This is a genomic window from Streptomyces showdoensis, from assembly GCF_039535475.1.
Classification (GTDB): domain Bacteria; phylum Actinomycetota; class Actinomycetes; order Streptomycetales; family Streptomycetaceae; genus Streptomyces; species Streptomyces showdoensis.
Genome location: NZ_BAAAXG010000028.1, coordinates 137,983 through 149,839 on the forward strand (window position 1 = coordinate 137,983; position 11,857 = coordinate 149,839).

General features: G+C 75.1%; 10 protein-coding genes. 7 read left to right on the top strand and 3 right to left on the bottom strand.

The features are described 5' to 3' along the window. Positions 1–28 precede the first annotated feature (28 nt). Positions 29–769 carry a TIGR04222 domain-containing membrane protein gene (locus ABD981_RS35470; RefSeq protein ID WP_046908401.1) on the top strand — a complete coding sequence of 247 codons (741 nt, stop codon included), beginning with the start codon at positions 29–31 and terminating at the stop codon, positions 767–769. Positions 770–838: 69 nt separating this feature from the next. Beyond that, positions 839–2,542, top strand: coding sequence for an alpha/beta hydrolase (locus ABD981_RS35475; RefSeq protein ID WP_123954543.1), 1,704 nt, complete (start codon positions 839–841; stop codon positions 2,540–2,542). A 22-nt stretch (positions 2,543–2,564) separates the two neighbouring features. On the opposite strand, the gene hemQ is transcribed toward ABD981_RS35475, so the two are convergent. Together hemQ and hemG are read right to left on the bottom strand one after the other, a co-directional pair. After that, the gene (hemQ, locus tag ABD981_RS35480; protein ID WP_046908315.1) at positions 2,565–3,278 is read right to left on the bottom strand and encodes a hydrogen peroxide-dependent heme synthase; all 714 of its coding nucleotides are present in this window, start codon (positions 3,276–3,278) and stop codon (positions 2,565–2,567) included. 17 nt (positions 3,279–3,295) lie between these two features. Further along, positions 3,296–4,756 carry a protoporphyrinogen oxidase gene (hemG, locus tag ABD981_RS35485; RefSeq protein ID WP_345530514.1) on the bottom strand — a complete coding sequence of 487 codons (1,461 nt, stop codon included), beginning with the start codon at positions 4,754–4,756 and terminating at the stop codon, positions 3,296–3,298. A gap of 138 nt (positions 4,757–4,894) precedes the next feature. Between hemG and ABD981_RS35490 the strand changes: the two genes are divergently transcribed. After that, positions 4,895–5,956 (top strand): DUF4349 domain-containing protein, encoded by a 1,062-nt coding sequence (locus ABD981_RS35490; RefSeq protein ID WP_046910740.1) that lies wholly within the window; start codon positions 4,895–4,897, stop codon positions 5,954–5,956. A gap of 26 nt (positions 5,957–5,982) precedes the next feature. Then, complete coding sequence (locus ABD981_RS35495; protein WP_046910741.1) at positions 5,983–7,356, top strand: FAD-dependent oxidoreductase; 1,374 nt, start codon at positions 5,983–5,985, stop codon at positions 7,354–7,356. A 140-nt stretch (positions 7,357–7,496) separates the two neighbouring features. Here the strand turns inward: ABD981_RS35495 and hemE are convergent, their stop codons facing one another. Beyond that, complete coding sequence (gene hemE / locus ABD981_RS35500; RefSeq protein ID WP_046910742.1) at positions 7,497–8,573, bottom strand: uroporphyrinogen decarboxylase; 1,077 nt, start codon at positions 8,571–8,573, stop codon at positions 7,497–7,499. A 91-nt stretch (positions 8,574–8,664) separates the two neighbouring features. Between hemE and ABD981_RS35505 the strand changes: the two genes are divergently transcribed. From ABD981_RS35505 to ABD981_RS35515, 3 genes are all read left to right on the top strand, one after another. Beyond that, positions 8,665–9,369, top strand: coding sequence for a DUF3000 domain-containing protein (locus tag ABD981_RS35505; protein ID WP_046910743.1), 705 nt, complete (start codon positions 8,665–8,667; stop codon positions 9,367–9,369). A 261-nt stretch (positions 9,370–9,630) separates the two neighbouring features. Continuing rightward, a complete protein-coding gene (locus ABD981_RS35510; RefSeq protein WP_017242457.1) occupies positions 9,631–10,296 on the top strand; it encodes a response regulator transcription factor in 666 nt (221 codons plus the stop codon). A gap of 139 nt (positions 10,297–10,435) precedes the next feature. Further along, a complete protein-coding gene (locus tag ABD981_RS35515; RefSeq protein ID WP_046910744.1) occupies positions 10,436–11,719 on the top strand; it encodes a ribonuclease D in 1,284 nt (427 codons plus the stop codon). Positions 11,720–11,857: the final 138 nt, after the last annotated feature.

Below are 11,857 nucleotides of genomic sequence, written 5' to 3' on the forward strand. Positions count from 1 at the left end.
GCGCCCGCTCCTCCCGTACAACCGGGTCATGGTCTGGGTCCCGCTGCTCCTCGTCGCCCTCGTCGTCTCCGGTGTCGGCTGCGCCCGGGTGTGCCGGGCCGCCGTGGCGGCCGACACGCGGGCGGGCGGGGACGGCGGCGAGCTCAACGTCTGCGAGGCGGCGTATCTCGCGGGCGGGCCGCTGCGGGTCACCGATCTGACCCTGGTCTCCATGCACCGGGCCCGGCTGCTGCTCCTCGCGCACACCGGCTGGGCGACGGTCGTCGCCGACACGGGTGGCCGGGACGAGCTGGAGCGGGCGGTGCTCGGGGCGATCGGCCCGGACGGACAGTCGCGGATCCCGGCGGTACGGCCGCTGGTCGCCGACGACGAGAGCGTACGGGCGCTGGCGGCCGGCCTGGTCGCACGCGGGCTCGCGCTGCCCGAGGAGGCACGCCGCTCGGTGGCCTCGGGCGCCCGGGCGGTCCGGGCGGCGTTCCTGCTGACCCTGGTCCTGGGGACGGGCGCGGGGCTGCTCGTGCCGGCGGGCGAGCGGGGCGAGGTGCTCGCCTGGTTCGCGCTGCCGCTGGTGGCGGCCGGGCTCTGTCTGCTGATCGCCCGCGCCGACACGCCCGGCTACGCCTGTTGGGCCTCGCCCGCGGGCCGGCGGCTGCTGTCGGGGCTCTCGCTCGCCGATCCGCTGACGGCGCTCGCGAAGCGGGGCACCGGGGTGCTGGAGCCGGAGCTGCGTGCCGCCTTTCGGGTACATGACAGGCAACACCTGCCGTAGGTCCTTTACTTCGTCCGCGCGCCGGGGTCCCTTGGTCGTCACGCTGCCGTGGCTAGAAGGGAAGCGCCGATGAGGTCCGTCGCGCTGCACACGCTCCTGCTGTCCGCCCTCGTCACCCCCGTCCTGGTCGCCCCGGGCGCCGTCGCCCCCGCCGTCGCCCTGCCGCGGCTCGACGCGCCGCCCGCCGAGGCCCGGGGCACCACGGTCGCGGCGCGGGCCGCGGCCGCCGAGGGCATCGCGTTCGGGGCGTGCCCGGCGGCGGAGCGGCTGCCGGCCCCCGTCGAGTGCGGCACCGTCCGGGTGCCCCTGGACTACGCCGACCCGAACGGCACCCGCATCCCGCTCACCGTCAGCCGGGTCCGGGCCACCGGACCGGCCGGCGACCGTCAGGGCGCGCTGGTCTACAACCCGGGCGGACCCGGCGCCTCCTCCACGTACTTCCCGCTGGCCGCCGGCCTCCCCGCATGGAAGCGAATCGCCGCCGCCTACGACCTGGTCGGCTACGCCCCGCGCGGGGTGGGCCGCTCGGCGCCCGTCTCCTGCCAGGACCCGGCCGACCGCACCAAGGGCCCGACGCTCGCGCCGACGCTGCCCTCGGAGGTCTACAAGAAGGAGCGCACCGCCCGCGCCACCACCTACGCGCAGGGCTGCGCCCGCCGGACCGGCACGGCACTGCGGCACTACCACTCGCTCAACAACGCCCGCGACCTGGAGGTCCTGAGGGCCGCGCTCGGGGAGCCGCGGCTCACGTACATGGGCGCCTCCTACGGCACGTACTTCGGCGCCCTGTACGCGACGCTCTTCCCGCACCGGGTGCGCCGGATGGTCTTCGACGCGCCGGTGAACCCGGCGCCGCGACAGATCTGGTACGCCAACAACCTCGACCAGTCGCTCGCCTTCGAGCGCCGCTGGGCCGACTTCCGCACCTGGGCGGCGAAGCACGACGCGGTGTACGGCCTGGGCGCGACGGCCGCCGAGGTGGGCGAGAACTACGAGAAGGTGCGGGTCGAGCTGGCCGCCGCCCCGGCGGGCGGGAGGGTCGGCCCCGGGCAGCTGCACGGGGCGATGCTCCAGGCGCTGTACGACGACCGCTTCTGGGCGGCCCGGGCGGGCGCCCTCGGCGCGTACCTGAAGGGCGACACGAAGCCGCTGGTCGCCCAGGCCGGACCCGGCGACGCGCCCCTCAGCGGGGAGGAGGGGACCGCCGACCCGGGGAACGCGGCGGCCGTGTACACGGCCGTGGAGTGCAACGACGCGCCCTGGCCGGAGGACTTCGCGCTCTGGGACCGGGACAACACCCGGCTCGCGCGGCTGGCCCCGTTCGAGACCTGGGACAACGTGTGGGCCAACCTGCCCTGCGCGTACTGGAAGGCGCCGCGGCAGAAGCCGCTGGACGTGCGGACCGGTCCCGGGGTGCTGCCGCCGGTGCTGATCCTGGCGGCCGAGCGGGACGCGGCGGCCCCGTACGAAGGGGCGCGGGAACTGGAGCGCAGGCTGTGGGGCGCGGCGCTGGTGACCGAGCGGGACGCGGGGACCCACGGCATCGGCGGCGGGGACAACGCGTGCGTGAACGGCCATCTGGAGCGCTATCTGCTCACCGGGGCGGTGCCCGGCGGGACGGCGGAGCCGCAGGGAGGGACGCCGGTGCGGCGCGCGTCGTGCGCGCCGCACCCGGAGCCGGACCCGGTGTCGCTGGAGCGGCAGGCGGAGGTCCGCCGGCCGTCTGATCTTCCGGGTCGAGGGGTCGCCGCCCGGCTGGGAGCGGGGCGGTGACCGGGTTCGGTGGGCCGGGCCGTCAGGCCAGGCCGGCCACCAGGTCCGCCACGCTGCGGCGGCGGCCGGTGTAGAACGGGATCTCCTCGCGGACGTGCATCCGCGCCTCGGAGGCCCGCAGGTGGCGCATCAGGTCGACGATGCGGTGCAGCTCGTCGGCCTCGAAGGCCAGGATCCACTCGTAGTCGCCGAGCGAGAACGAGGCGACCGTGTTGGCCCGCACGTCCGGGAAGCCGCGGGCCATCTTGCCGTGGTCGGCGAGCATCCGGCGGCGGTCCTCGTCCGGCAGCAGGTACCAGTCGTAGGAGCGCACGAAGGGGTAGACCGAGACGTAGTCGCGCGGGGTCTCGTCGGCCAGGAAGGCCGGGATGTGCGACTTGTTGAACTCGGCCGGGCGGTGCAGCGCCATGTTCGACCAGACCGGCTCCAGGGCGCGGCCCAGGCGGGTGCGGCGGAAGAGGTTGTACGCCTCCTGGAGCTCGTCGCTCGTCTCGGCGTGCCACCAGATCATGACGTCGGCGTCGGCGCGCAGACCGGAGAGGTCGTACGTGCCGCGGATCGTGATGTCCTTGGCGGCGAGCTGGTCGAACAGCTCCTGGACCTCGTCGGCGTAGCCGGCGCGGTCCTCGGGAAGGTTGTCGCGCAGCTTGAAGACGGACCACAGGGTGTAGCGGATGACCTCGTTGAGGTCCTTCGCCTTCTTACCGGCGTTCGGGATCTTTTCGGGCGCACTCATACGCCTATTCTCGCCCGTCACGAAGAGTGCCCGGCACCAGGGTCGCCCGTTTCGGACGTGGCGATGATCTCGTCCGCCGCACGCCGGCCCGAGGCGATGCACGCGGGGATGCCGACGCCCTCGTACGCGGCGCCCGCGAGGTGCAGTCCGGGCAGCCCCGCGACGGCGGCGCGGATCCGGGCGACCCGGTCGAGATGGCCCACCGGGTACTGCGGCAGGCCGCCGGTCCAGCGGGTCACGGTGGAGGCCACCGGCCGGGCGGCGAGGCCGGTGGCGGCGCCGAGGTCCTTCAGGGAGACGTCGACCAGGTCGGCGTCCTCGCGGTGCACCTGCTCCTCCTCGCCGTGCCGGCCGACGGAGGTGCGCAGCACGAAGAGCTCGGGCGCGGCCTCGGCGACCCAGGCCCACTTCCGGCTGGAGAAGGTGGAGGCCTTGATCGTGTGCCCGTCGACGGGCGGGACCAGGAAGCCCGAACCGGGCAGGTCGGGGAGGTCCGCGCGTCGGAAGGCGAGGGTGACCAGGGCCATCGAGGCGTACTCGACGGCCGCGAGCTCGGCCGAGGCGCCGGGCGCGGTGTCGGCGAGCAGCGCGGCGGCGGGCCCGGCGGGGGTGGCGAGGACGACGGCCTCGGGGGTGAGGACCCGCTCGGGGGTGACGACCTGCCAGCCGTGCGGGCCGGTGCGGCGCAGCGCGGTGACCGGGGTGCCGGTGAGGATCTCGCCGCCGGCGGCGCGGATCGCGTCGGCGACGGCGCCGGGCAGGGTGCCGACGCCGCCGCGGATCCCGGCGAAGGCCGCGCCGCCGAGTCCGGTGGCGGCGCCCGCCGCGTCGGCCGGGGTGGCGGCGCCGGCCCGCTGGACGGCGCGGACGGCCGCGGCGAGCGTGGGGTGGCTGCGCGCGGCGTCGAAGAGGGCGGGGACGGCCGCCTTCATGGAGATGCGGTAGGCGTCGCCCGCGTAGACCCCGCCGAGGAGGGGCTCGACGAGCCGGTCGACGACCTCGTGGCCCATGCGCTCGGCGACGTACGCGCCGATGGCGACGTCCTCGCCGATCCCGGTCGGCGGGAGCTCCGCGTCGCGGGCGATCCGGCGGACGCCCTCCGCGGAGAGCAGCCCCTCGACGGCCCGGCCGTCGGCGGGGACGCCCATGACGTGCCCCTTGGGCATGGGGGTCAGCTCGCCGCGGGACCAGACGGAGGCGGTGGTGGTGGCGGGGGCCTGGAGCCGGTCGGCGAGGCCCACCCGCTCCGCCAGCGCGAGGGCCTCGGGGCGGCGGGCGAGCAGCGACTCGGCGCCGAGGTCGACCGGGGCGCCGGCGATCTCCCCGGCGAGCAGCTTGCCGCCGAGCCGGCCGTCCGCTTCGAGGAGGGTGACTCTCGCGCCCGCGGTGACGAGGCGGTGGGCTGCGGCGAGGCCGGCGATGCCGCCTCCGACGACGACGACGTCCGGTCCGCCCGGGGGCTGCGCGTTCGCGTTCATGGGACCACTCTCTCAAATCGCCCACGCGCCCCCGTTCCGAGGCCGGACCGTGACCGCTTCGCTATCCCGGGACCGCAACCCGCCGCGCGGGCCCCGCGTCCAACCGGCATCAGTCACCACGACCTTGGGGGGTCACGTATGCGGGGTTCGAGAAGAGCGGTCGCCGCCGTGCTGCTGGCGGGCGGTCTGTTCCTGACCGGCTGCGCCGGATCGGGCGGGTCGGACACCATGGCCGCCGACGCGAAGTCGGACGCGGGCGCGGACAAGCCCGCCTACGCCGCCTCCGGGCCGGCCGGCGCGAACGGGTCCGAGAAGGCGCCCGACGCCAAGCCGGGCACCCGGGCGCCGGTCCAGGCCCCGCAGCACGTGATCCGGACCGCCGAGATCTACGTCGAGGTCGAGGACGCGACGAAGGCACTGGCCACGGCCCGGCGGGTGACGGCGGGCGCGGGCGGCCACGTCGAGAACGAGACGACCGAGCGGATGGACGAGTCCCATGTGAACTCGCGGGTCGTGCTCCGGGTCCCGCAGGAGCGGTACGACTCCGTCCTCGCCGAACTGGCGGGCACGGGCAAGCTGTTGTCGCGCAAGGCGGACGCCAAGGACGTCACCGGCCAGGTGGTGGACGTGGAGAGCCGGATCGCCACCCAGCGGGCGAGCGTGGCGCGGGTGCGGGCCCTGATGGAGAAGGCCACCCGGCTGGGCGACGTGGTCACCCTGGAGGGGGAGCTGAGCCGCCGCCAGGCGGACCTGGAGTCGCTGCTCGCCCAGCAGGCCGCGCTGAAGGACAGCACGACGCTGGCGACGATCACCCTCCAGCTGTCGGAACCGGAGTCGGCCACGGCCGAGGACGAGGACCGGCCCGGCTTCCTGGAGGCGCTGGGCGGCGGCTGGGACGCGCTGGTCGGGGCGATCGCCTGGACGCTGGTGGTGCTCGCGGCGCTCGCGCCGTGGCTGGCGCTGCTCGTCCTGGGGTACGCGGTGTGGCGGTGGGTGGTCCGGCCGCGGCTGCCGCGGCGCACCCGGCGTCCGGAGCCGGAGGCCCGGCCCTGGACGGCCGGCGTGGAACGGCTCGCCACCGGCGTGCCCGTTCCCGCGGCGCGCGCCGACGAGCCGGCCGAGGCGTCCGGCGAGGAGTCCGGCGAGGAGTCCGGCGAGGCGCCGGTCGACGGCTCCCGCGCCGGGGGGAACGCCCCGTAACCCCCGTCCCGTCGTAGCGTGTTCGTATGACGGAACGACTGGTGGTCATCGGCGGTGACGCGGCGGGCATGTCCGCCGCGTCCCAGGCACGCAGGCTCAAGGGGCCCGGGGAGCTGGAGATCGTCGCCTTCGAGCGGGGGCACTTCAGCTCCTACTCGGCCTGCGGCATCCCCTACTGGGTCGGCGGCGACGTCGCCGCCCGGGACGAGCTGATCGCCCGGAGCCCGGAGGAGCACCGGGCCCGGGACATCGACCTGCGGATGCGCACCGAGGTGACCGCGCTCGACCTGGACCGGCAGCGGGTGCGCAGCCGGGACCTGGAGTCGGGCGCCGAGGAGTGGACCGGCTTCGACAAGCTGGTGATCGCGACCGGCGCCCGGCCGCTGCGCCCGCCGCTGCCGGGCATCGACGCGCCGGGCGTGCACGGGGTGCAGAACCTGGACGACGGGCAGGCGCTGCTCGACTCGCTGGGGCTGGCGCGGGGCCGCCGGGCGGTGGTCGTGGGCGCCGGGTACATCGGCGTGGAGATGGCGGAGGCGCTGCTCGGCCGTGGCTTCGAGGTGACGGTCCTCAACCGGGGCGAGCAGCCGATGGCGACGCTCGACCCGGACATGGGGCGCCTGGTGCACGCGGCGATGGACGGGCTCGGCATCACCACGGTGGGCTCCTCGCCGGTGACCAAGATCCTGACCGGTGCGGACGGGCGGGTCCGCGTGGTGGCGACCGAGGCGGGCGAGTACCCGGCGGACGTGGTGGTGCTCGGCACCGGGGTGGTGCCGGAGACCTCGCTGGCGCGGGCGGCGGGGCTGCCGCTGGGCGTGTACGACGGTCTGCTGACGGACCTGTCGATGCGGGTGCGCGGGCACGGGAACATCTGGGCGGGCGGTGACTGCGTGGAGGTCCTGGACCTGGTGTCGGGCCGGGAGCGGCACGTCCCGCTGGGCACCCACGCCAACAAGCACGGCCAGGTCATCGGCTCCAACGTGGGCGGCGGCTACGCGACCTTCCCCGGGGTGGTCGGCACCGCGGTGTCGAAGGTCTGCGACCTGGAGATCGCCAGGACCGGGCTGCGGGAGAAGGACGCCCGGGCGGTGGGCCTGCAGTACGTGACCGTGACGATCGAGTCGACGAGCCGGGCGGGCTACTACCCGGGGGCGGCCCTCATGACGGTGAAGATGCTGGCCGAGCGGCGCACCGGGCGGCTGCTCGGGGTGCAGATCGTGGGCCGGGAGGGCGCCGCGAAGCGGGTGGACATCGCCGCGGTGGCGCTCACCGCGGGGATGACGGTCGAGGCGATGACGGCGCTGGACCTGGGGTACGCGCCGCCGTTCTCGCCAGTGTGGGACCCGGTCCTGGTGGCGGCCCGCAAGGCGGTGGCCGCCGTGCGGGCGGCGGGCTGAACCACGCCCGCCCGGGCCGCCCCTCGCGGTGCGGGGGCGGCCCGGGCGGTGCCGGCCGATCGGACGGCCGCGCGCCGCGCCGGCCGGTGCCGGTCAGACGGACGGCCGGGCTCGGTACGGCCCGTGCGGGCCGGTGCCGGTCAGACGGCCGTGCGGGTGTGCACGTAGTCGACGAGCCGGGTCAGGGCGTCCGGGTCCATGGCCGGCATGACGCCGTGGCCCAGGTTGAAGACGTGCCCCTCCAGGTCCTTCGCGGCGGCGAGGACCTCGTCCGTCTTGGCCTCCACGACCTCGCGCGAGGCGAAGAGCACGGCGGGGTCGAGGTTGCCCTGGAGCGCCTTGCCGGGGCCGACCCGGCGGGCGGCCTCGTCGAGCGGGACGCGCCAGTCGACGCCCACCACGTCCGCGCCCGCCTCGCCCATGAGGCCGAGCAGCTCGCCCGTCCCCACGCCGAAGTGGATGCGCGGGACGCCGTACGAGGCGACCGCGTCGAACACCTTCACCGAGGCCGGCATGACCGAGCGGCGGTAGTCGGCGGGGGCCAGCGCGCCCACCCAGGAGTCGAAGAGCTGGACGGCGGAGGCGCCGGCCTCGATCTGGACCTTGAGGAAGGCCGAGGTGATCTCGGCGAGGCGGTCGAGCAGGTCGGCCCACAGCTGCGGGTCGCCGTACATGAGCGCCTTGGTGTGCTCGTGGCTGCGCGACGGGCCGCCCTCCACGAGGTAGCTCGCGAGGGTGAACGGCGCACCGGCGAAACCGATGAGCGGGGTGGCGCCGAGCTCGCCGGTGAGCATCCCGATGGCCTCGGTGACGTAGTGCACGTCCTCGGGGGTCAGGTCGCGCAGCCGGGCCAGGTCGGCGCGGGTGCGGATCGGGTCGGCGACGACCGGGCCCACCCCCGGCTTGATGTCGAGGTCGATGCCGATGGCCTTCAGCGGGACGACGATGTCGCTGAAGTAGATGGCGGCGTCGACCTTGTGGCGGCGCACGGGCTGCAGGGTGATCTCGGTGACCAGCTCGGGCCGCATGCACGACTCGAGCATGGGGATGCCCTCGCGGACCTTGAGGTACTCGGGCAGCGACCGCCCGGCCTGCCGCATGAACCAGACCGGCGTGTGCGGCACGGCCTCGCGGCGGCACGCCTTCAGGAACGCGGAGTCGTACGTCTGCGGCTGGTGCTTCGTCTGCTGGCCCTTCGGGCTGTCAATGGCGCTCACGCCCAGAATCTTCGCATGTGGCGAGAAGCCGCTCGCCCGGCCCGGGTGTCCCTCCCTGCGCACGGGCCCCGTTCCGCCTACTCTTCCCCGCATGGCTGCGGCTCAGGGACATTTTTCCGATCATTCCGACGGCAATCGAGGGACGGAGAAGACGGCGGGCGACAGGGTGGACCCCACGGAGACGAACCCGGTGCCCCCCGCCTTCGGGCGGGCGGTCGAGGGGCTGCGCGCGGTCCGGCTGCGGCCGGAGATCGAGGTCGATCCGACCCGGCCGCCGCAGCGGCTCGCCCCCTACGCGTACGCCCTGGAGGCGGCCGTGGTGGACGGCGAGGACGACCTCGCGGACGGGCGGCTGGTGCTGCTGCACGACCCGGCCGGGCACGAGGCCTGGAAGGGCACGTTCCGGCTGGTGACGCTGGTCAGGGCCGAGCTGGAGCCGGAGATGGCCGCCGACCCGCTGCTGCCGGAGGTCTGCTGGTCCTGGCTGACGGGGGCCTTCGAGGCGCGCGGTCTGGCGTACGGGGAGGCGAGCGGGACCGTCACGATGGCGGGCTCGCACTACTTCGGGGGGCTGGCGGAGCGCCGGCCCGCGACCCAGATCGAGATCCGGGCCTCGTGGACGCCGCAGGAGGGGCCGGCCGGGGTGCCGGACACCGGCGCCCACCTGGCGGCCTGGTGCGATCTGCTCTGCCAGATCGCCGGGCTGCCGCCGTCGTCGGCCGATCCGGGGGCGGGGACGACGTCGGGCGCGGGGGTCGTCTCGCTGCCCCAGCGGCGGGGACCGCAGCAGCCGTAGCCGTCCGAAGCCATCCGAAGCCGTGGGGACCCGTTCGTAACGTCGATTTCCGGACAGATGCGGCCGCGGAGCGCGTACGGCTCGTACGATGATCGATCACGCGTCCGAATTGCCCCAATTATTACTCACCAAATCGTGATCTTTCCCTAAAGGCGGGCGGCCCAGCTGCCGAAGGAGTCAGTGACCCTTCACAGCACGGGTTCGCCCCCCGGCTTCTTCCCCGAGCCGGCTCCGTCCCGCACCCCCTTTCCAGGAGGCCTGGTGTCCGTTCTCCTCGAGCAGCCCGCAAGCCTGGTCGCCTACCGCCCGAACAAGCCGACGGCCATGGTCGTCGTGGCCGACCCGCGCGTCCGCTCCACCGTCACCCGCCACCTGTGGGCGCTCGGAGTGCGCGACGTCATCGAGGCGTCGTCCATCGCGGAGGCCCGTCCCCGCGTCGGCAACCCGCGCGACATCTGCGTGGCCGACGTCCACCTCCCGGACGGCAGCGGACTCACCCTGCTGTCCGAGACCCGCGCGGCGGGCTGGCCCAACGGCCTCGCCCTGTCCGCCGCCGACGACATCGGCGCCGTGCGCAACGCCCTGGCCGGCGGAGTCAAGGGCTATGTCGTCACCGGTACGCGCACCAACATCGGTCACCCCACCCGCCCCGGCGCCGCCCCCATCGGCTCCGCGGCCGCCCGCCTCGGCCACCGCCGCCCCCCGGGTGCCCCGAGCCACCCGGGCGGCTACCGCGAGCTCTCCGGCCGTGAGGTCGAGGTGCTCCGGCTGGTGGCCGAGGGCCAGTCCAACAAGGCGATCGGCGTCTCCATGGGCCTGTCGGCCCTCACCGTGAAGAGCCACCTCGCCCGCATCGCCCGCAAGCTGGGCACCGGCGACCGGGCCGGCATGGTCGCCGTGGCCCTGCGCACCGGGATCATCCACTGAGCACGTCGACCCCCTGAGGGCCGACAGGGTCGACACACGACCGGCACCTGTCGACGGAACGTTCCCTCCGCTGCGACCACACCGGTCGTTCCGGCCGTTCCGTCGGCGGGTGCTTGCCATTCGCAGATACCCTTGACAGGTGACCGACGCCCAAGACACCGCAAGCGACACAGCGCTGCGAACCACCGGGGGCGCCCCCTCGGACGACGACGTCCCTGCGAATGGGCTGCCGATCCCGTTGCTCGAACCCCGCGAGGGCATTCCGCCCGTCGTGGCGACCGACGAGGCCCTCGCCGAGGTGGTCGCCGCCTTCGCCGCCGGCCGCGGCCCCGTGGCCGTGGACGCCGAGCGCGCCTCCGGCTACCGCTACGGGCAGCGCGCCTACCTCGTCCAGCTCCGCCGCGAGGGCGCGGGCAGCGCGCTGATCGACCCGGTCGGCTGCCCGGACCTGTCCTCCCTCGGCGAGGCGCTGGCCGGCACCGAATGGATCCTGCACGCCGCGACCCAGGACCTGCCGTGCCTGCGGGACATAGGCATGGTGCCGACGCGGCTCTTCGACACCGAGCTCGCCGGAAGGCTCGCGGGCTTCCCCCGGGTCGGCCTCGGCGCGATGGTCGAGTCCGTCCTCGGGTACGCCCTGGAGAAGGGCCACTCCGCGGTCGACTGGTCCACCCGCCCGCTGCCCGAGCCCTGGCTGCGCTACGCCGCGCTCGACGTGGAGCTCCTCGTCGACCTGCGCGACGCGCTGGAGAAGGAGCTCGACCGGCAGGGGAAGCTGGGCTGGGCGCTGGAGGAGTTCGAGGCCATCGCCTCGGCCCCGCCGGCCCCGCCGCGCAAGGACCCCTGGCGCCGCACCTCCGGCATGCACAAGGTGCGCAGGCGCCGCCAGATGGCGGTGGTCCGCGAGCTGTGGACGGCCCGCGACAAGATCGCGCAGCGGCGTGACGTCTCCCCCGGCAAGGTGCTGAGCGACTCGGCGATCGTCGAGGCCGCCCTCGCGCTGCCGCCGAACGCGGGCGCCCTGTCGGCGCTGCCCGGCTACGGCCAGCGGATGGGCAAGCGCCAGCTGGAGCAGTGGCAGGCCGCCGTGGACCGGGCGAAGGCCCTGCCCGAGTCGGAGCTGCCGCAGCCCGGTCAGCCGGTGGCGGGGCCGCCCCCGCCGCGCGCCTGGGCCGACAAGGACCCGGCCGCCGCGGCCCGGCTCTCCGCGGCGCGCGCCGCGGTGTCGGCGCTCGCGGAGGAGCTGAACCTGCCGCAGGAGAACCTGATCACCCCGGACACGGTCCGCCGGGTCTGCTGGGAGCCGCCGGCCCCGGTCACCCCGGACGCCGTCGCCGCCGCCCTCACCGGCCACGGCGCCCGCCCGTGGCAGGTCGGCCTGGTGACCCCGCTCCTGGTCACCGCCCTGGCGGCGAAGGCCTGACCAGGACGTACGGACCTGACGTAGTACGGATGTGACGTCGTACGGATGTGAGCTCGTACGGATGAGTCCGTACGGACGCGAGCTCGTACGGACGTGACGGAGCCCCCGGATCCCGGTCCGGGGGCTCCGTCGCGTCCG

Excerpts from the sequence above, each read along its gene's own strand:
- ABD981_RS35470 (WP_046908401.1), top strand. The coding sequence starts at position 29 with ATGGTCTGGGTCCCGCTGCTCCTCGTCGCCCTCGTCGTCTCCGGTGTC.
- ABD981_RS35475 (WP_123954543.1), top strand. The coding sequence starts at position 839 with ATGAGGTCCGTCGCGCTGCACACGCTCCTGCTGTCCGCCCTCGTCACC.
- hemQ (WP_046908315.1), bottom strand. The coding sequence starts at position 3,278 with ATGAGTGCGCCCGAAAAGATCCCGAACGCCGGTAAGAAGGCGAAGGAC.
- hemG (WP_345530514.1), bottom strand. The coding sequence starts at position 4,756 with ATGAACGCGAACGCGCAGCCCCCGGGCGGACCGGACGTCGTCGTCGTC.
- ABD981_RS35490 (WP_046910740.1), top strand. The coding sequence starts at position 4,895 with ATGCGGGGTTCGAGAAGAGCGGTCGCCGCCGTGCTGCTGGCGGGCGGT.
- ABD981_RS35495 (WP_046910741.1), top strand. The coding sequence starts at position 5,983 with ATGACGGAACGACTGGTGGTCATCGGCGGTGACGCGGCGGGCATGTCC.
- ABD981_RS35505 (WP_046910743.1), top strand. The coding sequence starts at position 8,665 with ATGGCTGCGGCTCAGGGACATTTTTCCGATCATTCCGACGGCAATCGA.